Source organism: Fructobacillus broussonetiae, from assembly GCF_018437275.1.
Lineage (GTDB): Bacteria > Bacillota > Bacilli > Lactobacillales > Lactobacillaceae > Fructobacillus > Fructobacillus broussonetiae.
On record NZ_JAAMFK010000002.1, the window covers coordinates 47,429 to 67,530 of the forward strand.

28 protein-coding genes are annotated in these 20,102 nt (G+C 41.8%); all 28 read left to right on the forward strand.

Features of this window, described 5'->3' with window-relative positions:
* Positions 1–20 precede the first annotated feature (20 nt).
* Positions 21–740 carry a hypothetical protein gene (locus G6R29_RS01790; protein ID WP_213808652.1) on the forward strand — a complete coding sequence of 240 codons (720 nt, stop codon included), beginning with the start codon at positions 21–23 and terminating at the stop codon, positions 738–740.
* Complete coding sequence (locus G6R29_RS01795; protein ID WP_213808653.1) at positions 741–887, forward strand: hypothetical protein; 147 nt, start codon at positions 741–743, stop codon at positions 885–887. It abuts the gene before it with no gap.
* Positions 888–1,478 (forward strand): DUF722 domain-containing protein, encoded by a 591-nt coding sequence (locus G6R29_RS01800; protein WP_213808654.1) that lies wholly within the window; start codon positions 888–890, stop codon positions 1,476–1,478.
* 446 nt (positions 1,479–1,924) lie between these two features.
* Positions 1,925–2,455 carry an HdeD family acid-resistance protein gene (locus G6R29_RS01805; RefSeq protein ID WP_213808655.1) on the forward strand — a complete coding sequence of 177 codons (531 nt, stop codon included), beginning with the start codon at positions 1,925–1,927 and terminating at the stop codon, positions 2,453–2,455.
* A 77-nt stretch (positions 2,456–2,532) separates the two neighbouring features.
* Entirely contained in the window at positions 2,533–2,682 is a 150-nt protein-coding gene (locus G6R29_RS01810) for a hypothetical protein (RefSeq protein WP_213808656.1), read from the forward strand.
* Positions 2,683–2,705: 23 nt separating this feature from the next.
* Complete coding sequence (locus tag G6R29_RS01815) at positions 2,706–3,362, forward strand: hypothetical protein (protein WP_213808657.1); 657 nt, start codon at positions 2,706–2,708, stop codon at positions 3,360–3,362.
* Between the two features lie 68 nt (positions 3,363–3,430).
* Positions 3,431–4,201 (forward strand): terminase small subunit, encoded by a 771-nt coding sequence (locus G6R29_RS01820; protein ID WP_213808658.1) that lies wholly within the window; start codon positions 3,431–3,433, stop codon positions 4,199–4,201.
* Positions 4,188–5,471: a PBSX family phage terminase large subunit gene (locus tag G6R29_RS01825; protein ID WP_213808659.1), complete on the forward strand. Its 1,284-nt coding sequence runs from the start codon at positions 4,188–4,190 to the stop codon at positions 5,469–5,471. Before G6R29_RS01820 ends, G6R29_RS01825 begins: the two co-directional genes overlap by 14 nt.
* A 60-nt stretch (positions 5,472–5,531) precedes the next feature.
* Positions 5,532–7,034, forward strand: coding sequence for a phage portal protein (locus tag G6R29_RS01830; RefSeq protein ID WP_213808660.1), 1,503 nt, complete (start codon positions 5,532–5,534; stop codon positions 7,032–7,034).
* Complete coding sequence (locus tag G6R29_RS01835) at positions 7,021–7,860, forward strand: minor capsid protein (RefSeq protein WP_213808661.1); 840 nt, start codon at positions 7,021–7,023, stop codon at positions 7,858–7,860. Before G6R29_RS01830 ends, G6R29_RS01835 begins: the two co-directional genes overlap by 14 nt.
* A 149-nt stretch (positions 7,861–8,009) precedes the next feature.
* Entirely contained in the window at positions 8,010–8,558 is a 549-nt protein-coding gene (locus G6R29_RS01840) for a DUF4355 domain-containing protein (RefSeq protein ID WP_213808662.1), read from the forward strand.
* A 12-nt stretch (positions 8,559–8,570) separates the two neighbouring features.
* The gene (locus G6R29_RS01845) at positions 8,571–9,440 is read left to right on the forward strand and encodes a phage capsid protein (protein ID WP_213808663.1); all 870 of its coding nucleotides are present in this window, start codon (positions 8,571–8,573) and stop codon (positions 9,438–9,440) included.
* Between the two features lie 20 nt (positions 9,441–9,460).
* On the forward strand, positions 9,461–9,784 hold the full coding sequence (locus tag G6R29_RS01850) for a phage head-tail connector protein (RefSeq protein WP_213808664.1): 324 nt from the start codon (positions 9,461–9,463) through the stop codon (positions 9,782–9,784).
* Positions 9,781–10,077, forward strand: a complete 297-nt coding sequence (locus tag G6R29_RS01855; protein WP_213808665.1) for a hypothetical protein — start codon at positions 9,781–9,783, stop codon at positions 10,075–10,077. Before G6R29_RS01850 ends, G6R29_RS01855 begins: the two co-directional genes overlap by 4 nt.
* On the forward strand, positions 10,077–10,445 hold the full coding sequence (locus tag G6R29_RS01860; protein WP_213808666.1) for a hypothetical protein: 369 nt from the start codon (positions 10,077–10,079) through the stop codon (positions 10,443–10,445). Before G6R29_RS01855 ends, G6R29_RS01860 begins: the two co-directional genes overlap by 1 nt.
* Entirely contained in the window at positions 10,438–10,854 is a 417-nt protein-coding gene (locus tag G6R29_RS01865; protein ID WP_213808667.1) for a hypothetical protein, read from the forward strand. Before G6R29_RS01860 ends, G6R29_RS01865 begins: the two co-directional genes overlap by 8 nt.
* Before the next feature lie 9 nt (positions 10,855–10,863).
* Positions 10,864–11,412, forward strand: a complete 549-nt coding sequence (locus G6R29_RS01870) for a phage major tail protein, TP901-1 family (RefSeq protein WP_213808668.1) — start codon at positions 10,864–10,866, stop codon at positions 11,410–11,412.
* Positions 11,413–11,493: 81 nt separating this feature from the next.
* Positions 11,494–11,880: a tail assembly chaperone gene (locus tag G6R29_RS01875; RefSeq protein ID WP_213808669.1), complete on the forward strand. Its 387-nt coding sequence runs from the start codon at positions 11,494–11,496 to the stop codon at positions 11,878–11,880.
* An 80-nt stretch (positions 11,881–11,960) separates the two neighbouring features.
* On the forward strand, positions 11,961–12,254 hold the full coding sequence (locus G6R29_RS01880) for a hypothetical protein (RefSeq protein ID WP_010691231.1): 294 nt from the start codon (positions 11,961–11,963) through the stop codon (positions 12,252–12,254).
* On the forward strand, positions 12,247–15,222 hold the full coding sequence (locus G6R29_RS01885) for a phage tail tape measure protein (RefSeq protein WP_238476859.1): 2,976 nt from the start codon (positions 12,247–12,249) through the stop codon (positions 15,220–15,222). The genes G6R29_RS01880 and G6R29_RS01885 overlap by 8 nt, the downstream gene beginning before the upstream one ends.
* Positions 15,219–15,932, forward strand: coding sequence for a hypothetical protein (locus tag G6R29_RS01890; protein WP_213808670.1), 714 nt, complete (start codon positions 15,219–15,221; stop codon positions 15,930–15,932). Before G6R29_RS01885 ends, G6R29_RS01890 begins: the two co-directional genes overlap by 4 nt.
* A complete protein-coding gene (locus G6R29_RS01895; RefSeq protein WP_213808671.1) occupies positions 15,932–17,848 on the forward strand; it encodes a GH25 family lysozyme in 1,917 nt (638 codons plus the stop codon). The genes G6R29_RS01890 and G6R29_RS01895 overlap by 1 nt, the downstream gene beginning before the upstream one ends.
* A gap of 3 nt (positions 17,849–17,851) precedes the next feature.
* Positions 17,852–18,586 carry a hypothetical protein gene (locus tag G6R29_RS01900; RefSeq protein WP_213808672.1) on the forward strand — a complete coding sequence of 245 codons (735 nt, stop codon included), beginning with the start codon at positions 17,852–17,854 and terminating at the stop codon, positions 18,584–18,586.
* A gap of 10 nt (positions 18,587–18,596) precedes the next feature.
* Complete coding sequence (locus G6R29_RS01905; protein ID WP_213808673.1) at positions 18,597–19,043, forward strand: hypothetical protein; 447 nt, start codon at positions 18,597–18,599, stop codon at positions 19,041–19,043.
* A gap of 118 nt (positions 19,044–19,161) precedes the next feature.
* The gene (locus tag G6R29_RS01910) at positions 19,162–19,332 is read left to right on the forward strand and encodes a hypothetical protein (RefSeq protein WP_213808674.1); all 171 of its coding nucleotides are present in this window, start codon (positions 19,162–19,164) and stop codon (positions 19,330–19,332) included.
* Between the two features lie 2 nt (positions 19,333–19,334).
* Positions 19,335–19,493 carry an XkdX family protein gene (locus G6R29_RS01915; protein WP_213808675.1) on the forward strand — a complete coding sequence of 53 codons (159 nt, stop codon included), beginning with the start codon at positions 19,335–19,337 and terminating at the stop codon, positions 19,491–19,493.
* Entirely contained in the window at positions 19,486–19,761 is a 276-nt protein-coding gene (locus tag G6R29_RS01920; protein WP_213808676.1) for a hypothetical protein, read from the forward strand. Before G6R29_RS01915 ends, G6R29_RS01920 begins: the two co-directional genes overlap by 8 nt.
* Positions 19,762–19,789: 28 nt before the next feature.
* The gene (locus G6R29_RS01925) at positions 19,790–20,101 is read left to right on the forward strand and encodes a phage holin, LLH family (RefSeq protein WP_213808677.1); all 312 of its coding nucleotides are present in this window, start codon (positions 19,790–19,792) and stop codon (positions 20,099–20,101) included.
* The last annotated feature ends 1 nt before the right edge of the window (position 20,102 follow it).

Here is a 20,102-nt window from a genome sequence, read left to right on the forward strand (position 1 = left end):
TCAGAATAGAAGGTGTAGTGATGACTAAGATATCTAAGTATAAGAAGCAGAAATACACAATTCTGTCTAATCAGGTACTTCATGATGACAGGCTGTCTTGGAAAGCTCGTGGAATATTTGGCTATTTGTACGCACAACACAACGACTGGGACTTCTACGAAATTGAAGTGATGAAACACGCTACTGATGGAAGAGCTAGTCTCAGAAGTGGTCTTAAGGAATTAGAAGAACACGGATATCTAAAGCGCAAACGAGTTAAAGATGATAAAGGACATTGGGGTGTTTCTGAATGGATAATCAACGATGAGCCTATGTTCGATTTTCGTACATACGGTAATCGTACATGCGAAAATCAAACACTAACAAATACTAACTTAACAAATACTAATAATAACAAAGGGGGGGAGACAGAGAGTGTATATACGACAGAACAATTCTGTGATTTCTTCCAAGAAAAAATAGGATTAATTCCAGATCAATTCCTATTTAAAGAGCTAATTGATAATGGTTATTCAATCAATAATTTAAAAGATGTCGTTAACATGGCTAAGTCATGGACGAACCCTAAGAACTTAACGCCATCCAGATTGTACGCAAGAATCGATCAGTATCTAACGCAAGCTCATGAGATGGGATACTTCGGAGGAATAACTCCTGAAGAACGTTCATCAATGGAAGCTAATGAAAAAGCAAAACGATTAGGAATTGATTTTAACTTTCCAAAAATGGAGGGGTTTTAAATGACAGTGTACAATGCAGTGCTTCAAGGATGGTTCGGTCCAGAACCTGACATCGCATTGGAAGTGAATCCTGCACATCATCGTGATTTGCTTGAAGCTCAAGGATTAGTCAATCGTGATGGTTTGAATTTTAACGGAGAGGATTAGATGGCGGAAACGATAAAGATTGAGTTTGACATCAAGCCACAGCAACAAGAGCGTCCTCGTATTGGTGTAAAGAAAGTTCTTAGCAAGATGGGATACTACAAAAATAAGAACTATTTGTATGATCCGGTAAAGACGGTTAACTACAAAAAGAAGGTGGTGATAAATTTGGGATATACGGTGGATCAGTTATTTACTGATTATTTCTCTGGAACAATTGAAAAGCAGATTGCTTGGCGTAGATTTGAGTTGCGTTTTGATAACCCTGTTCGTGATGAAAACATTGGCGGTGGGAAGAAGCAAAATGAAATTAGCCGGGCGCTTGATAATCAGATTATTAGGGAAGAGTCAGACCCCGAAATTATCCAGTTAACTATCCGGTATGAGTCGGTTAAACAGTTTATGCAAACAATTGACCAACAGATTGTCACAATACTTGATTATCATTATGACAAGCAAAAGCACTATACGTGGCCTAAAATTGCTCAAATGATGTACAAGTCGAAGAGCCAGTGTATTCGTGACGTACAGCGTATAAAGGAAAAGTATTACAATTCTCATTGGTCACGACCTGTGGAAAACTTGACCCTCTAAAAACATGCGACTATCATGCGACTTTTTGCCTTAAAAAACGTGTTATATTTGTATTGTGGTTATTTCAGATAGCCAAGGGAATGAGCAACCCATCTCCAAATGGTGTCTTGTCATGAGTGCTTGCCTTTCAATTTATCGCATTGGTTAGCTCGTTCCCGTTATGAACAAAGCCAAGTGGCCCGTGGTTGCCTGCAAGCGGTTGTTAAATCAACGCCACGGTTAGAAATATCGTTACGGGTGCGACTCCCGTGTTGTTCTTAGCTTGCGATGACTAGTTTCTATACTAACTAAGAGCGAGCATATGTGACCATTTCCTGGTGGTTGTGGTCACGGTACATATGACTGTTTTCATTTTGGAAATGGTCATTTTTGACATTAAATGACAATAAATGAATATTTGATATATAATTGAAATGAATAAAACTTATTGGTTAGGAGATGTTGAGATGGATGCATTCACATCACGAGTTCGACGCACCATTGGAATTGATGGGTTGATTTCTACAGTTGTCGGGGCGTTTATTACTATTTGGCCAGAAAAGAGTGCCAGCTTTGTTGCGGGTATGATTGGATTTGCTTTTTTCGCAATTGGGGTCTCTAAGTTAGTAATTTCTATTCGGGATACAGAACAAGGTCGCTCCAACCGTATTATCGGTATTATCATGTCAATTCTTTACATGGTGGCAGGTGTTTTGATTCTTATCGATCTTGAAACGGCGGCCCTATCACTTCTGATCGTAGTGGGAGTCTTCACTGGTTTGACCTGGGCTGTTGAAGGAATTGTGCAAATGGCAATCATTAATCGCTGGGGAAGCAATCGAGTATGGCCGTTCATTTCAGCTTTGATCAGTTTGCTAGCTGGATTGACGTTGGTATTTAGCCCATTCTTCGGTGGATTGCTATTGTGGGAATTCCTCGGAATTATGCTACTAGTAGTTGGTATCGTTAAGCTGATACAGTTCGCTACCATGCGTTAATAAATACAATTAAATAATAAATAATAAAACCACTAGTTAGTTCAGTCTAACGGTGGTTTTTATTTTGGAGGCGAAAAATGAAAGATTATTTGAAGTTTAAGGTTACTAATACAATGGCGCACATGGCTAATGCGGCTGCTTACTTATTACTAGGCGGCCTGCTTGCCGGAGCAACAGGTATCATGATCATTGGCGCTAAGATGTTGTGGTTCGGGGTAAGATTGTAATACAAAGAGAGTTGTTAATAATTATGAATAAAGCAGCTAATTATACACAAATTGGTTCTTCTTTTGATTTGATTCCTGTATCCTTATCTTGTAAGTTGATAAACAGGAAGGAATACAAAGATATGGATGAACAAACAATGCAGTTAACAGCAAAGCTTGCTGAAATTACTGTTAGGAACACTGCTTCTGCAGTAATTGAAAAAATTAAAACTGTTAAGGCGAAAAAGAATGATCAAGAAACAATTGCTGAGCTAACTGAAATTATCCAAGATTTGATCGATGATAAGCAAAACTTAGTTTTAATTTCTAAGGGATTAGAAAATGAGTTAGTGTCTCAGAAGTTAACCGATGAGGATGTGAAAAGTATTAGTGATACAATCTTGCCAATCATCATCAAGTTTGCGGAAGCTAGTGACGATGGGGGGCAATTGGTTGAAAATATAAACTTAATTAAGCCACTAATCTCCAAAGAAATGTTAACCATAATGCAATTGCTAGGGTTTAATTATAAAAAAGCTATTGGAGAACCATTAACTCAGCTCTTAAATAATAAAATTAAGTCATTTGAAATTAAAGAGAATGATGAATTACAATTAGCTGTAGTACAAAGAGATACAGAATATTATAAGCTGATGCAAAACGAAAAAGCGATTCAGAATATTAAAGATTTTAAACAGTAAAGTAAAAAGACAGCTCAGGCTGTCTTTTTTAGTGCATATATCAAAAAGAAAGGAGGAGCTACAATGACATGACAAAACGTGATGAAGCTAAGCAAGACTACTTAGCTGGTATGAAGTACAAGGAGATTGCTGAGAAGTATGATGTTAGCTTAAGTACAGTTAAGTCTTGGAAGTCTCGTTACTGGTCAGATGAAACCAAGGTTGCAACCTCTAATAAAAAAGTTGCAACCAAGTCGCAAAAGGTTGCAACAAAAAAAGAGCTACATCCAGCTATTCAAGAGTTGGAAGATAGCAACCTAAATGACAAGCAAAAAGCCTTTGTTAGCGAGTATGTGAGACTTGCTAATGCGACTCAGGCTTACATCAATGCGTATGATGTTGACTACAATATAGCCAAAACAACAGGGCCACGATTGTTGGAAAATGTTGGAATTAAAAGTGAAATCAAACGTCTGCGTCAGGCTCGATTAGCAGAGCTCGACATAGACGTTTTTTCGTTGGTCGATGATATGGCCAAAGAGGCCAAGGCTGATATTGGATCGTATGCCGATTGGGGTTCTGATGAGTTTCAATACAAAGATGAAACCACCGGTAAAGAGCTAACAGGACACAAGTCTTGGGTTGCCTTAAAAGATAAGTCCAAAGTCGATACTAAGGCTATTAAGAAGATTACTGTTGGCAAAGATGGTCCAATTGTCGAATTACATGATCGCAATAAAGCTCGCAAGGAACTATTAGAGTATTTGAACGGCAAGGGTGTATTTGATAGCGGGACTAGCAATGGCGAAATGATAATTAACATGGACTCATTCGAGGGGAAGGGAAATGGCAACAATTAACATTAACTTTCATCACTCTGTCGACAAATCTTACTATCCATTGTTTTCTAGTCATGATCCATTTGTGGCAATCAAAGGGGCCCGTGGTTCTGGTAAGTCGTGGGCGCAAGCATATAACGTTATCTATGAGATGTTGAGATTGCCATATGTTAATTGGCTTGTCATCCGTCAGTATCAGAATACCAACAAGGAATCGACATATAACACATTGAAGAAGGTCATCAATCTACTAGGGTTGAGTGACCTTTTTAAATTCACGGTTAGTCCGCTTGAAATCACCATGAAATCAACTGGACAAAAGATTTACTTTCGAGGCATGGATGACCCTTTGAAAATCACGTCTATTAGTGCTGAGAATGGCTATTTGTGCCGTGCCTGGTGGGAAGAAGCATACGAACTAAAGAGTAAAGAGGATTTCCAAACTGTTGTTGAGTCGTTGCGTGGCCAGTTGCCTGATGGTGGCTACTACCAGCATATATTAACCTTCAACCCATGGTCGGAACGCCACTGGCTAAAAGAAGAGTTCTTTGATGAAGAGACCAGGCGCAATGGCGTATTGAGTTTTACCACAACTTACAAGAATAACAGCCACTTGGACCAACAATTCATCGATAACATGATGGAGCTTAAAAAGCGCAACCCTAATCGAGCCAGAGTAGCTGTAGATGGCGAATGGGGTATTGCAGAAGGGCTTGTCTTTGAAGGCCTATTTGAGCTTGAGAACTTTGATATAAGCAAGGTTCAGGGTCGTCACATTATGGGGCTCGATTTTGGGTTCACTCATGACCCGACCGCCTTTGTTAAAGCGATAGTGAAAGACCATGATATATACGTCTATGACGGCTTTTACGAAACGGGGATGTTGAGTTCACCAATGGCTCGCAAATTAGCTCGTAGTGGTGCCTTGAGGGGCAAGGTGTATGCCGATAGCGCAGAACCAAGAACAATTGCTGAATTGCAGTCACAAGGCCTTAAGACGATTGTTCCTGTGGGCAAGGGTAAAGACTCGAATGTACAGCGTATGGAGTTCATGAAGAACTTTAAATACCACATTCACCCAAGTGCTAGTTTCTTAGTTGATGAAATGAGTACATTCGCTTATCAGAAGGACAAGTTCGGAAAGTTCTTGAACAAGCCAGAGGATGGTAATGATCACGCTATTCAAGCATTAGGTTATGCCCTAGAGCCAATCATTTTTACCAATAGTCAAGGAAAGTACATGAATTATCGAGAACGTGTTAAAGCAGTCAACGATTTGGGATTGCGATAGGAGTAGTATATGGAAACACTAGAAGCAGACAGTAGCTATCAAACTAAGGCGGAGCGTTACTTGCACCATGCGTTAATGCAGTATCAAGAAGACCTTAACAACTTAACGCCAAAACGTGTGGGCGAGTTCATCAAGCACCATTACAACAAGCAACGCCCACGATTGCTTAATCTGGATAGTTATTACAAGGGTATTAACACCAAGATTAACAGCGAAGCGAGTCGTCGTATTGATGAGTATGGTGCTGATGTACGATTAGGTCATCCATTCGCTCAAGAAATTGTCGACTTTCACACCGCCTTTTCGGTTGGTAACCCAATTCACATTAGCGTTGATCAAGACCACAATGGCCAAGAGGATGAGCACCAACAGTTAGACAAGATTAACCATGAAAATGGTGTGGATTCACTCTTTTATGACCTGTTTAGCGACATGTCGAAGTATGGGCGAGCTTTTGCTAATGTCTACCGTGATGGGGATGTCGAGAAGATTACTCGGCTTAGCCCTACTAACACGTTTATGATTTACTCAAATGATGTTGACCCAGTACCGATTATGGCCGTTCGTTATACAGAACAGTCAAAGATTGATGACGACCTAGACTATCAACCATATGTGATTGAGACGTGGACAGATAGTGAATACACGATTAGTGAACCTGTAGCAATTGCTGATGGGACAGTTGTTAATGGGTACAATGTGGCTAAAACGGACAAATTATCCACTCTTCCAGTTGTTGAATTTTGGAATAACACGCAACGGATGGGCGACTTTGATGGTGTCATTAGCTTGATTGATGCTTATGACGCTGCACAGTCTGACACGGCTAACTACATGCAGGATAGCAACGATGCCATGCTTGTTATTAAGGGTGACATTGATGATTTGCTAGAGGGAGCAGACCTAGCTGCTGATCCAGAGGATAAAGAGTATCTGGAAAAGCTGGCCAAGGAAAAACAAGAGCTTGTTGATAATATTCGTAAGTCACGCACGCTCTTTTTGAAGTCTGGTATCAGTGGAACTGGTCAACAGACGACAGTATCTGCTGATTACATTCACAAGCAATATGACACGGCTGGCGTTGAAGCGTACAAGAACCGCCTGTACAAGAATATTCACTCATTCTCTCGCACTCCTGATGTTTCGGACGAAAACTTCGCAAGTAATGCCTCTGGTGTGGCAATGCAATATAAGCAGCTAGGTGTTATCCAATTAGCAAAGACAAAACGACGTTCATTCTCTAAGGGATTAAGTGAAATCTATGGCATTGTTGAAGATTTAGAAAAGGCAGCTTCTGGTCCATGGAAGTTGAACTTTCAAAACATCAACTTCATGTTCACTGACAATTTACCAACTGATGATGTGGCTACTATTCAAGCATTGCAACAATCAGGCGCTAGCTTCCCAAAGGAATACTTAGATCGTTATGCACCAGGTATTCATACTGATGAACTTGAAACCATGCGAGAGCGTGAAAATGAGCCTATAAATGCCATGCAAGAGGAAATGAAACGCTTGCAAGATAAAACCTCACAGCTAGGTGATGAAGATGACGATGAGTAATCATGATTTAGGACTACAGTTTTCCAACCAACGAGCGAGAGCTGATAATCAATCAGTTAAAGAGCTTAACAACATGATTGCCAACAATCAGCAGGCTTTCTTGGCGTGGTGGGGGAGCTTTAATGATGAATATGATGACTTCGACCAGGCAGACTACTCACAATATCCAGATAGTGAGTTGGTCAATGAGATAGACCATTACGCTATCCAAAATGGTATTAAGACGGTACAGGTTAACAACGTTGATCAGTTATTAGAGTATGCACTGATGGTGTTTACTTCGGTCATCGCCTTAAAGGAAATTAGTTATGTAGGCAATTCTTTAAAGGAAGAGGCCAAAGTAACGGCCGATTTTGGACGAAAAGTATATGACACGGCTGTACAAGAGATTACTCAGAAAGTCATTGACCAAGGTATCAAAGGCGTTAAATGGTCTGACCGTATTTGGAGTAATCAAACACGGCTACGGACTGATATGTCCAATATCTTGCGTGAGTCTCTACTTGATAGTCAGAACCCTACGACCTATACAAAGCAGATTAAAGAACGCTACGGTGTGTCAAGGTATGAGGCGGAACGTATCTTGCGTACAGAGGGTGCTAGAGTATCCGCTGAACAGCAAGTAAAGTCGATTAAGTCTGCTGGGTATAAAAAGCTAGAATGGGTGGCGGGCGCTGGTTCGTGCCAGCTATGTATGGAATTAGATGGAAAACAGTTCAAAGCAGCGAGCTTTGGTTCTGGGCGCTATGTAATTCCAAAGCATCCTAACTGCCGCTGCTCGGTAGTAGCGGTCGACGAATCGGACACAACAGTATACGAAGATTAATAAGCATTCACTCAATTGTGAGTGCTTTTTTAGTACATACATCGACCTGGGAAGTCGTTAAAAGCACCATAACAACGGAGTAGCGAGTGGAGGGTGTGCCATTAGGTGGAAACTGTGCAAGCTACTGTGAATTTATGTAGGAGGACGACATGTCGCAAGAAGTTGATACGCAAGTTGACCAAGAAACCGAAGTACAAGGTGGGGAGGGCCAACAAGAAACACAAACTCTGTCGCAAGAGGAGGCTAACAAATTAGCTGAACAAGAGGCAGAACGTCGAGTGGCGAAAGCTCGTGCTAAGTGGGAAGAAACCATGAAGGACAAGCTCGAAGAAGCGAAGTCAGAAGGCGAAAAGTTAGCCAAGATGAGCGCACAAGAAAAGGCAGATCAAGCAGCTAAGAAACAGGCAGAAGAAATGAAAGCCCGTGAAGAAGCGTTGAATAAGCGTGAGCTTACTGCCAGTGTGCGTGATGAATTGGCTGATAAAAACTTGCCGAGTGACTTAGCTGAAACACTTGTTTCAATTGGGGATGCTGAACAAATTAGCAAGGCGATCACGACCCTTGATGGGTTGATTGCTGAACGAGTTAATCAAGAGGTTAACCAGAAGTTGCAAGGCTCTGGCAAGCCAAAAGGTGGTGCTTCGTCACTAACTGATGAAAATGACCCATTTGCCGCTAAGGCAGCAAAGTATAAATAAAGGAGGCCTAAAATGGCTCAAGAACAAATCTTTAATAAGAATTTTGCTGGAATTATTACGCCAGCTTTTCGTGCGTTGTCCGCATTTCAACCAGCATTCGGTGACTTGCAAACCAAGGATGGCGTGACTGAAAACGCAACCATGTTCTCTATCAAGTCAAATGACTTGCCAGCACAACTTGGTAACTATGATACTGACGCAAATACTGCGTTTAATGATGGTTCTGATAACTCTAACCGCTTTGGTAAGCGTAAGGAAATTATTTACAAGGAACAAGATGTTCCCTACGATAGCACTTGGGCGTTCCGTGAAGGTCTTGACCGCTTCACTGTAAATGCAGACCTTAACTCTGCCGTTGCCGAGCGTTTGGACTTGCAATCACAAGCAAAGGTACGTTTGTTTAACGCATTGTTTGGAAAGAAGTTGACGGAAAGCGCCTCTGATGACCTGGGTTCTGTATCTGACGTTGTCAAGTTGTTTGGCAAGGCTTCCCAAACATACACGGACATGGAAATCATGACACCAGTACGTGCGTATGTTGATCCAGAAACGTACAACGCTATTGTGGATGCTCCAGCAACTACGACTGCTAAGAACTCTGATACGAACATTGACACAAATGGTGTAGTGATGTTGAAGGGAATTCGTGTTACTCAAGTTCCTACTCAATACATGAACGGTGCTAAGGTTATCTTCACGCCTGACAACATTGGTCGTGCATTCTTGGGAATTAACATTGTTCGTACGATTGAATCAACTGACTTTGCTGGTGTCGAATTGCAAGGTGCTGGTAAGTATGGCGTATGGGTGTCTGACTTGAACAAGAAGGCCATCTTGACGGCTGGAATGGCCAAGGGTTCATCTGCTTCAACAGGCAAGTAATTAGTTGAAAGGGGGCTAATATGAGTGATTATTCGAAGCTCTTAGACCCTAAGAGTACAGTTGATGAAAAACTTGAAATCATTGAGAAGAATGTGAAAGCTCGCTTGTCTGTCTTGCTCGGGCTGAAGAATACAAACATTCCTGATCAGTTTGACTACATTGTGGATGAAGTAGTGGCTGCTCGTTTTTCTCGTATTGGTAATGAGGGGATGAAATCGTCTGGGCAAGATGGGTTAACGCTTGTCTTCCAAGAAGATGATTTTTCTAAGTTCAAGAATGAGATTGACGAATACCGCACCGGAAACGTTACTGGCCGGCAGAGAGGTCGGGTGATGTTCCTATGAACGCAGCTACAAAGGTTGCTTTGTATGTCAAAGTCAAAGGAACACAAGACCCACGAAATCCAAGTAAAAAGGGCGATGACGAGTTAGTAGCTGATGTCACGGTTAACGTGACCAGTTTAAGTGCTGCTAAGTCATATCGGGAGTATGGCGTTGTCTCTTACGGAGAAAAGGTCATACGCTCTGTTGGCACACTACCATACTTTGATTACTGTTTGATTGATGGCAAGAAGTATGTAGTGCAAGAGCGACAGGCAGTTGGGATTCGCTCGTCTATCCGAGTAAAGGAGGGATAATGTCATCTGGAATGAAAGTTGTAGGAGCTGATAAGTTCATCTCTGGTCAGCATAGATTGATGGCTGCCGTTCCTAAACAGGTTGAGGCGCTTATTCGCTCTACATCTGCTAGTACACAACAGCAAGCACAAAGGCTTGAACCAGTTAAAACTGGTTTCTTAAAGCGCCAGACGAAAGTAACTGTTACCAAGAATGGATGGCATATACGTGGAGTTGTTTCTGCTGATGCATACAATGGTAAGTTTAACTATGGATATGCTCAGGAAAATGGGACTAAGTATATCAAGCCGAAACTTTTCATGTACCAAGCATTTGAAACACATAAGAACGTATTTATCAGCAATTTAAAGGCGGTTCTTCATGTTTAGAGCAAAGCCAGACTACGAACTTTACAAAAATATTGGCGGTTATCTGTACGACGAGTATGGAGACCGCTTTTTTAATACAGTCCCAGAGCTACATGATGAAAACTTTGACACCCCTCTTATTTGTATTGGCGACTATTCAATGGCCCAAGATACGCCCACTAAGGATGTTCTGCGGTCACGCCCATCAATCACAACTCACTTGTTTGTATCGGCTGATGTTGGGGATGGAAGGGATCAATTAGAGGAAATCATGTCTAGGGTATATGCATATGCTCTTGGGCTTAACTTAGTAGGAGAATATCAAGTTGCTTTAGATACTAGATACACCGTTAATTCTGTGTCGTTGGAACTAGAAGACAATTTGAGACTACTACACGGAACACTCGATTTAACATATCGAGTCAATTAAGGAGGAAAAATGGCAGACTTGAAAACCATGTCTGGTGGAAAGGCACTAGTATTTGCCCGTATTGAAGAGGACAAAGCGAATGCTAGTGGAGTGATGGTTGCTTACCAGACAACTTATTCATATAAGCGATCCAAGGACTCCAAGACCGAAGATACTAAGACCGGAAAGGTATTGAAAGGTGGATCGGTAGAGGCGACATTCTCTTTGGAATTGTTGGCCTCAAAGCAAGAAATCGTTACAAAGCTTGACAATGCCTTTAATGATGGCAAGAACGTTCAATTCTGGATTGTCTACACAGATACACCAGGAACTAAGACTGGCACATACGTTGCCCGTTCAATGACGGCTGTGATGACTTCCGTTGAAGAAACAGGCGACTCAGATAACTCAGTTTCTTTGAAGATTGAGGCATCAGTTGAAGGTGGTTACGCAGCTTCTGGAGAAGTACAGTTGAACCTTGATGATGACAAGGACAAGGGAGTTCAATTCATTCAGCTTGGCAAGGTAACTGAAAATGAAACGTCAAATAGTTCATCGGCACCAACGCCAACAAAGTAAATGACCATAGCGACAACGGCTAAACGTTCAAATGGGGTGAGAGGCCCAACGTTAGACAAACAGAAAAATAGGAGATTAAACATGGAATATACAGTAAATGGTAAGACGGAAGAATTTTCTTTTGATATGAAATTCATTCGAGAAATGGATCGTATGCACAAGATTAGCCGATTTGGAATGGATATGGCAGTTGGACTGCAAACTTCTTTAAACGCTTTTCTAAACATGGACTCATTAACGGCATTGTCAGACATCTTGCTAGGCGCTAACCACGCTGCTGGAGGAAATTTGAAGACAAGCGATATCGATGCATTCTTTGAAGATGAAAATACTGACTTGGATGCTGTCTGGGAGGAAGTAGCTAAGACACTTGAAGAAGGAAAATTTACGAAGCGCCGGGTAGCAAAGATGCAAGCCGAACAAGCAGCGCAATTGGCAGCCCAGAAGGCGATGATGGAAAAAAATTAGATAGTGAGAGTCGCTATCATGAATTAATTGTTAATGGCCTTAGATGGTTCAATGTATCGCGAGTAAGCGATGTTGAACAGATGACACCAGCTGAGTATGAATTGCAAGTTGAAGCTTATGAGTTGCGACAAGTAGATAAATCTAGGGAACATTATGAAATTGCCTGGGCCACAATGAAGTCTCAGCAAACCACGGCCAGCGGTAAAGATTTGAAATATAACACATTTGAAAAGCTCTATGAAACTGATGCTAAAAAGATGATGAAAAAGATTAAATCACGCTACAACCCAGCCGTAGTTCAATCTGATGTAGATGATACTGAACAAACAGACATGAGCTTACTGGATAAGCTAGAAAGGAGGTTAAATGGCTGATAATTGGCAGGTCACAGCAATATACGATGCCAATGTTGCTGGATTAATGGCTGGAGTGCAGTCTGCAATCAATACAATGGATCGATTTGCGGATAGTGCCAAAAGCTCTATGGGAAACATTGAAAGAACAATGAAGCCTATTGGAAAGACCATGTTAGCTGCTGGTGCAGCAACAACTGCATTGGGAGTAACCTCTTTGAAGGCTTTTGGAACGTTTGAACAAAGCCTTAATCAAGCGGCAGTTATCGCTGGAGGGACTTCCAAAGATATTGGCGGTTTATCTGACATGGCCAATAAAATGGGAGCTGATTTGCCTCTGAGTGCTCAAGCGGCAGCGGAAGCAATGGTTGCGATGGCTCGTGATGGAGCTTCTATTAGCACAATCAAGGAAGAATTCCCGTCTATTGCTCGTGCGGCTACTGCTGCTGGGGAAGATTTGCAAACGACTGCTGGTGTAGTTCAGCAATCAATGAACATTTGGGGCAAAAGCCTTGATGGTTCATCACAGGCAGCCGCTATTCTGACACAGACAGCCAACCTATCGAATGCCTCTATTGGGTCTATGCAACAAGCATTGGCTACTATTGGTGGTACGGCTTCTAACGCTGGTGTGTCAATGCAGGACACTTCAACGGCTATTGGATTGCTTACTAATCGTGGTTTTAGTGCAGCACAGGCTTCACAGGATTTGAACCACGCAATGCTTATGATGCAAGCTCCAAGTAGTGTCGCTGCCAAGCAAATGGACGCACTGGGGATTTCGTTCACGGATGCCCAGGGAAACATGAAGCAATTCCCGCAGATATTGTCTGAAATATCTCAAAAAATGGACGGAATGAGCTCTAGTGATAAAGCGGCAGCATTGAAGAACATGTTTGGAACGTCTGGAATGGCCGCCATTCTTCCACTTCTTGACTCAATTAATGACAAAACTGGTAACACGACGACTTCATGGGATGCTTTTTCAAAGGAAATGCAAAAAGCTTCGGCAAACGGACAAGTATCTACTGACTTTTTGAACAATCAAGCAACTGAAATGCAAAAGAATATTGGTTCTAAGATTGAACAGATTGGTGGAAACTGGGAATCTCTTCGGAACAAGTCAATGTCAAGTAAGTCTGGCGTTACTGGTTCAATGATTGATATGACAAATTCAACCATTCAATGGGCCGAGCAAAGTAGTAACCCTATTGCTAAGGTAACACGAGGGTTTGTTGGATTATCTCCAGCCATAGGCCCCGCAGTAACCGCAACCGGAGGTTTCTTAGTTAATGTTGGCAAGATTGGTTCGGCGGTATCTGGAACAGTAAAAGTAATGTCAGGGATGACGAAGACTATTTTCGGACTTGTTGCTAAAATGTTGGGGCTTAGCGGTGCTAATACTACTGTTGCCACAACTTCTGCACCGGCAGCGGCTGGTACAAAAGCAGTCGGAGGGGCTGCTAAAACTTCCGCAAAAGATATGATGCAGATGGGGCTGGCAGTTCTTGAAATTGGAGCTGGTCTTGCCTTAGTAACAGTCGGATTTGCTGCTCTTGTGTTATCGATTACTCAATTAGCTAAGACAGGTACAGCAGGAATAATTGCTCTTACTGGCGTAACTATTGCAATATCTGCACTAGTTGCAGTATTTGCGATATTTGGTCCGGCCCTTAGTGCTGCACTTCCAGGAATGATAGGACTTGCTGCAGTGACAATATCATTTGGAGCGGCTATTTTGATGGCTGGAGTAGGAGTTGGAATTGCAGCGGCAGGAATTAGTTTGTTAGTAAATTCTATTTCTAATTTGATAATTGTTTTGAGCACCGCTAGTACAGCGAGCCAAAATATTCAAATGATTATGCTTGCAATGGGGCAGGGCTTCGCTTTAATGATTGTTGGATTTTTAGCAACAATTACTGCAAACGCACCACTCATTGTAGCTGCATTTGTAAATATTATTGTTCAGTTCGTGCAAACACTGGCAACAAACACCCCTATTCTTATTCAGTCGTTCATTAATATGTTGATCGGCATGATGAACGGGATTGCGACACAGGCACCACAACTTATTAATTCATTTGTTAATATGATTGTTAATATTTTAAATGCCTTGACTGCTAATGTTCCTAAGTTTATGGAAGCAGCAGTTAATTTTGTGGTTGCGATGATCAATGGATTAGCAGATAATGCTGACAAACTTATTGATGCAGGTTTGAATTTATTAATTAAGACGGTTCTTGGAATTACCAATAACCTTCACAAATTGACTGGTGCGGCTATCGAATTTGTAGAAAGATTGGCATTCGAATTAGGGTATGCTGCTGGACGATTATTAGCATCTGGTACGACGCTGGTTGATAAAGTTATTGATGGATTTAAGAGTGGATATTCTCAAGGACATGGATTAGGGTCTGGATTTGTTACTAAGATTGCTGATGGAATTAAGCCATCATCTCTTGTAAAAAATGGAAGAGCTATTATTGATGGATTTATTGATGGAATAAAGGGTGCATGGGAAAGCGGTAAGAAAATTTTATCGGATATAACTCATGCAATTCCAAAATTAAAAGGACCTTATTCTTATGATAAAGTATTGCTTAATCCGGCAGGGAAAGCGATTATGGATGGACTTAATAAAGGAATTTTAAGTGGATTCGAAGTAGTCAAGTCGAACCTTTCTGGAATGGCTAATATCATTGAACAAAAATTTGGAAATCCAAGTCTTGAATATTCAATGAACCCAGTTTTGTCAGAAGATTTAAGCAATTTGCAATCTGGAAATATGCAAGTTAACGGTAAAATCGGGCAAACTATGCAGATGCAATCAGACAGTTTAATTAGCAATAAGCTTAATGACGTCGTTGAAGCCGTTAAAAATGGTCATATTATTTCCATGGATAGCGGTAAGTTAGTTGGAGCGACCGTTAATGATTACGATGGTGCTCTTGGAAGTATCATGACAAATGATCGGAGGAACATGCTATGAGTTCTGAGTACATTCAATTTGGTCAATTTAATTCATCAGATTATGGATTTTATTTACTTGAGCGTGAGGCCCCAACACCAGCAGAAAAAGTAATTACCGAAAACTTGAGTTATGCCAATGGTATTTTGGACTTTTCGAGTATCACAGGTGAGCGCTTTTATGATCAGCGAACGATTACTTATCAATTTAGAGCCTACAAATTGCCATATAGTGAACGTAAGTTGCTGGAAAACAAGGTAAAGAGGTTGATTATGTCACCATTTGACCAACGTTTATATGATACTCATGATCGTGGTTATTACTGGGTTGGTAAAGCCAAAAGTGTCAAAGTTGATGATGATGCAACTTATAATACTCTTACCTTAAGTATCGAATTTGACCTTTATCCGTTTGCTATCAAAAACAATAGTGGCATTGATAACTATGACGATTGGGACACCTTTGATTTTGCTAACGACTTTATTCAACCGTTTTCATACGAAGTTGACGGGCAACGTGAACTTGATTTGATGAACATTGGCGAGAATAGCTTAAGTCCAACGGTTGTGACGAGTGATGTTATTGAAGTAATTAAAAACGGGCAGTCATATCAGTTCGGCCCCGACAAGGCAAAGGACTATTTGTTCTCTCTGGAACGGGGCAATAACCATGTGATGATTAAAGGCAAAGCAACGGTTCGATTTGTCATCCAAAGTGAGGTGTTGCTCTAATGTATCGAGTAATTGTTTATAAGAATGCTGGTGACCCAGTGGGCGATGTCCTGCATGAGCCACGTAACTATGGTAACAAGGCGATTTCTGGTGAGTTGGATATGCAATTCAATGGTGTATCAACAGCCTCCTTTACAATTACAATGCAAAACAGCCTCTATCGTCAGTCAGAAGCCATTGCGAACCTTGTTAGGGTGATTGACACTAACACAGGTAAGGTCGTCTTTGACGGCCGTGTGGTTAAGATTGATGGGGCCTTTAGTGGTAGCCATACCCAAATGTTACAGTGTGAGGACTGCTTGGCCTATTTGCACGATAGCACGCAAGTGTATCGCAAGGTCCAAAACACGAGTATTCGGGACTTTTTGCAGATGATTGTAGATGAACATAATCGGCAAGTTGAGCCCCACAAGCGTTTCCAGTTAGGTCGTGTAACCGTCGTTAATAGTACGGACAATGTCTATCGTTATACGGATGATGCTCAAGATACTTTTGACACCATTAAAGACAAGCTAGTCAGTCGCTTAGGAGGGTTTTTAATTTGGCACCGTGACGGAAATGGCCAACTGGTGTTGGAATATTTAGCCAGCGTTGGCGAACATATTGACACACCAATCAAGTTGGGTAAGAACCTCAAGAGTGCTAAGCGTGAGTATGATGTCCGGGACATTATTACTCGACTAGTCCCAATTGGATCGCCAATTGAACAAGGACAGACCGAACAATCCAGTGATGATACGGCCGCTGCACAACCCAAAACGACCATTGAGACCGTCAATAATGGTGTTCGATACTTAGATGACACGGCCTTGATTAGCCGCTTTGGCATTATTCAAAAAGCAGTCGAGTGGAACAACGTGAAGGTGCCTAGTATCTTGATGAGTAAGGGGCAAGAATACCTGCAAAAGCAACGAGTTGGTCTCTTGACATGGTCCGTTGAAGTGGTTGATATTTCGCTTTTAGACCCAACGTATAAGTCTTTTGAAATGGGCAACTTTTATCCAATTCATGACCAATTCTTAGGACTGGTAGAAGACTTACAGGTTGTTGCTAAGAAGTTAGATATTACCCAGCCGCACAAGATGTCCTTAACGATTGGCACAAAAAATCGAACCTTATCACAGTATCAGCTCGACTATCAAGCGGCCATGCAGTATGCCGAACAACAAAGGCAGAATGCCCAACAAACGGCTAATGATTTGAAGAACCGGATCAAGGAGCTATTGACAGTCACCAACCGTATTCCTGAACAGGATAAGGAGATTGCTGATTTGCAAAACAGATTGAAGGAATTAGAAGCGCAACAGACTCAGTATTTTGATGGGGTCATTATTGACGTGTCCGAGTTTCAGGGTGATATTGATTGGTCAAGAGTAAAGGCTAGTGGTCTAGCATTGGCCATTGTCCGAGTGCAGTACGGTGCTAATCGGGCTGATTTGAAATATCAACAGAACCTGTCTGCATTAGGAAATGTAGGCGCTAATTACGCCGTGTATTCCTACATGACTGCTAGTGATACAGCGAGTGCTGAAAGAGAAGCAGAGGCGCTTTATACGAGAACACAGCAAGCAAGTAATGGGAAACAACCTCGCTTTTACATGATTGATGTGGAAGAGACCACGGGAAACGATATGCGGGGCATTGTGGAGGCCTACATGAACAAGTTGAATAGCTTAGGAGTACCTGATAACAAAATCGTCCTCTATATTGCTAACCACTTGTACAGCTCGTTTAATCTTAACGTCGGTCGAGCAGGTTCAATCATGATACCGGCTTATCGCTCAACGCCGCCAGACCATGGTTATGATTTGTGGCAATACACTAGCTCTGGTTCGGTTAGCGGAATTAACGGAAACGTTGATATGAGCAAAAATTACTCTGACCGCTTCAAGAATCAATACTTAAGAAAGGAATAATTTATGGCAAACGATAAAGGTTTCGTGGATATGACACCGCAGGCCGGAAATGGTGATGATTACCGTGACCCAACGCACATTCCGAGTGAAAACGAGTTCACGAATGACATTAATAATGGCGTTGTTGATAAAAACAGCCGTACGTTAGCCAAGTGGTTGCGTGAAAAACAATGGGGAGTCGATGTCCGAGAGGCATTGGCTCTTTTTGTTGAGTGGCTAAGCACAAAATGGCACAGCAACAAGGAACTGATTGATAAAAACTCTGATCGTCAGTCGCAAGTCGAAAAGCGCCAGACAGATTTGGAGGGTCGCTTCACTGGTGTGCTGAGTGGTGCAACTCAGGATAGCGAGGTTATTGACGCGCGAAACAGTGAAACATACGGCAACTTTGACGTATTAGACAAGCGGTTCGAAAATATCGAAAACCTATTGTCTAAGTATGTGCCCCAAGGATTCGAAGTAACCATCAAGCACAATTTAGGACACATGCCTACCGTCGATGTTTTCACTTACGATTGGGCTATCGGTACAGCTCCTAATGGATTTGGGACTGAACCAGACGGCTTATTTGGTGGTACAGATAGAGCTTCTGTCATTCGAAACGTGATTCACTTAGACGCCAACACGGTTAAGGTTATCTTGCCACTTGATTATAAGGCGGACGGGGAATTAGAACGTCACGGGAACGACTTTTATTTAATTGACGGGATTCGAACAATCGAGTTCCGCCTAAACTAAGGAGGAAAAAATGAAGCATATTTTTAAAGGTATGTCGAACGAGAGTATCGACGTCATCAACAACAACTTCGATGAACTAGATGACCCTAATCGTGACCAGACGGTCAACGACCTGACGGTTAAGGGCCGATTCAACGGGAAGGCCTCAAAAGAAGTTGTGCAAATGGATTTTGGACCTGCCATTTTTTGGCGTTTCGGGCCCTTGGTGCAGATGTATGTCAGTGTTGAATACAAGAACATGTACACATCTCCTTGGGGTTATATGGGTGGCTTCTTTGTTCCGGCTGGGTATCGTCCGGTTGAGAAAACGGTTGTTGACGTTATTAACGACCATAAAACAACGCAAGCCACAATCGACTTGAACGGTGCATTAATGGCGACTGATTCGGAATACAATTCCAACACAACGTTAGAAATCCAAGGAAGTTGGATGACGAATGACGATTATCGGAATTAAGGAGGAAAAAATGAAGTGGTATTTTAAATATAATCCAGAGACGTCTGCGCTAGTATCTGGTGCTGTTTGCGCAGAAGAGCAACCAGAAAACTCAACAACAGTTGACCCGGCATGAACAATGTTCCCTGTATACGTACCAGAAACTGATTCATGGAAATCTGATGAAGTTAAGCTTGCTGAATGGAACGCACAGGTCAAGAAGCAAGAAGAAAACCCACAACCAGATTTGCAAGCGCAGATTGCTGACTTGTACGCACGACAGCTACAGCAAGAAATGAAAGGACTTTAAACATGGAACTTTCAAAAACAGGAAAAACGATTAATTACTTCTACAACAACCAGGGATGGACGTTGAAACAAGTAACAAACACTGTAAAGGCAGGATGGATCTCGAAAGAAGAGTTCCAAGAAATCACCGGTATTAAATATGAAAAGGAAGGAGGTGAATGAGATTAATGATGTACTAATCGCCTTGTGCGGGGCTGTTTCCGGTTTAGGCGTTGCTTGGTTTTCGTTTAAAGGAAAGCACGAGGATAGCCTAACATCGACGATGAAAGAAATCCGGAAAAGCAATCAACAGTTACTAGAAGATTACCAAGAATTGAATGGCAAAATCAGCGAACTTCTTCTGTTAACTAAAGAAATGAGTGTGGAGTTAAAGCTCGCAGGGGGCAAAGACTACAGCGCTGAAATTGACAAGATTATGCACAAGGCCTAAGAGGTCTTTTTTTATTGGAGGAATAAAGATGAATTTAACTGATACATTGGTGTTATCAGTGACCATTTTGGCCATTGCTGCACCAGCAGAACACGCCTTGGTTCGCTGGTTGCGGACTAAGACGAAGAACGGCAATGTACAACTGTTGCTCACATGGGCAGACCAGGCCGTGGCTTTGCTTGAAAATAGCGACTTAGCAGGCAATCAAAAGAAGCAACAAGCCATTGACTACTTGGCAACACGATTAGCTGCTAACAAGTTGACGGGCAAGTTTTCAAAGGAACAACTATCAGCCGTGATTGAACAAGCAGTGGCTCAACAAAACGCCACGAACAAATAGG

What these genes read in the sequence shown, in the direction of transcription:
- G6R29_RS01895 (WP_213808671.1), top strand. Translation starts at nt 15,932, where the DNA reads ATGTATCGAGTAATTGTTTATAAGAATGCTGGTGACCCAGTGGGCGAT.
- G6R29_RS01915 (WP_213808675.1), top strand. Translation starts at nt 19,335, where the DNA reads ATGGAACTTTCAAAAACAGGAAAAACGATTAATTACTTCTACAACAAC.
- G6R29_RS01875 (WP_213808669.1), top strand. Translation starts at nt 11,494, where the DNA reads ATGGAATATACAGTAAATGGTAAGACGGAAGAATTTTCTTTTGATATG.
- G6R29_RS01845 (WP_213808663.1), top strand. Translation starts at nt 8,571, where the DNA reads ATGGCTCAAGAACAAATCTTTAATAAGAATTTTGCTGGAATTATTACG.
- G6R29_RS01855 (WP_213808665.1), top strand. Translation starts at nt 9,781, where the DNA reads ATGAACGCAGCTACAAAGGTTGCTTTGTATGTCAAAGTCAAAGGAACA.
- G6R29_RS01800 (WP_213808654.1), top strand. Translation starts at nt 888, where the DNA reads ATGGCGGAAACGATAAAGATTGAGTTTGACATCAAGCCACAGCAACAA.
- G6R29_RS01850 (WP_213808664.1), top strand. Translation starts at nt 9,461, where the DNA reads ATGAGTGATTATTCGAAGCTCTTAGACCCTAAGAGTACAGTTGATGAA.
- G6R29_RS01900 (WP_213808672.1), top strand. Translation starts at nt 17,852, where the DNA reads ATGGCAAACGATAAAGGTTTCGTGGATATGACACCGCAGGCCGGAAAT.
- G6R29_RS01840 (WP_213808662.1), top strand. Translation starts at nt 8,010, where the DNA reads ATGTCGCAAGAAGTTGATACGCAAGTTGACCAAGAAACCGAAGTACAA.
- G6R29_RS01880 (WP_010691231.1), top strand. Translation starts at nt 11,961, where the DNA reads ATGACACCAGCTGAGTATGAATTGCAAGTTGAAGCTTATGAGTTGCGA.
- G6R29_RS01810 (WP_213808656.1), top strand. Translation starts at nt 2,533, where the DNA reads ATGAAAGATTATTTGAAGTTTAAGGTTACTAATACAATGGCGCACATG.
- G6R29_RS01870 (WP_213808668.1), top strand. Translation starts at nt 10,864, where the DNA reads ATGGCAGACTTGAAAACCATGTCTGGTGGAAAGGCACTAGTATTTGCC.
- G6R29_RS01865 (WP_213808667.1), top strand. Translation starts at nt 10,438, where the DNA reads ATGTTTAGAGCAAAGCCAGACTACGAACTTTACAAAAATATTGGCGGT.
- G6R29_RS01860 (WP_213808666.1), top strand. Translation starts at nt 10,077, where the DNA reads ATGTCATCTGGAATGAAAGTTGTAGGAGCTGATAAGTTCATCTCTGGT.
- G6R29_RS01835 (WP_213808661.1), top strand. Translation starts at nt 7,021, where the DNA reads ATGACGATGAGTAATCATGATTTAGGACTACAGTTTTCCAACCAACGA.
- G6R29_RS01885 (WP_238476859.1), top strand. Translation starts at nt 12,247, where the DNA reads ATGGCTGATAATTGGCAGGTCACAGCAATATACGATGCCAATGTTGCT.
- G6R29_RS01790 (WP_213808652.1), top strand. Translation starts at nt 21, where the DNA reads ATGACTAAGATATCTAAGTATAAGAAGCAGAAATACACAATTCTGTCT.
- G6R29_RS01905 (WP_213808673.1), top strand. Translation starts at nt 18,597, where the DNA reads ATGAAGCATATTTTTAAAGGTATGTCGAACGAGAGTATCGACGTCATC.
- G6R29_RS01805 (WP_213808655.1), top strand. Translation starts at nt 1,925, where the DNA reads ATGGATGCATTCACATCACGAGTTCGACGCACCATTGGAATTGATGGG.
- G6R29_RS01910 (WP_213808674.1), top strand. Translation starts at nt 19,162, where the DNA reads ATGTTCCCTGTATACGTACCAGAAACTGATTCATGGAAATCTGATGAA.
- G6R29_RS01815 (WP_213808657.1), top strand. Translation starts at nt 2,706, where the DNA reads ATGAATAAAGCAGCTAATTATACACAAATTGGTTCTTCTTTTGATTTG.
- G6R29_RS01825 (WP_213808659.1), top strand. Translation starts at nt 4,188, where the DNA reads ATGGCAACAATTAACATTAACTTTCATCACTCTGTCGACAAATCTTAC.
- G6R29_RS01795 (WP_213808653.1), top strand. Translation starts at nt 741, where the DNA reads ATGACAGTGTACAATGCAGTGCTTCAAGGATGGTTCGGTCCAGAACCT.
- G6R29_RS01925 (WP_213808677.1), top strand. Translation starts at nt 19,790, where the DNA reads ATGAATTTAACTGATACATTGGTGTTATCAGTGACCATTTTGGCCATT.
- G6R29_RS01820 (WP_213808658.1), top strand. Translation starts at nt 3,431, where the DNA reads ATGACAAAACGTGATGAAGCTAAGCAAGACTACTTAGCTGGTATGAAG.
- G6R29_RS01890 (WP_213808670.1), top strand. Translation starts at nt 15,219, where the DNA reads ATGAGTTCTGAGTACATTCAATTTGGTCAATTTAATTCATCAGATTAT.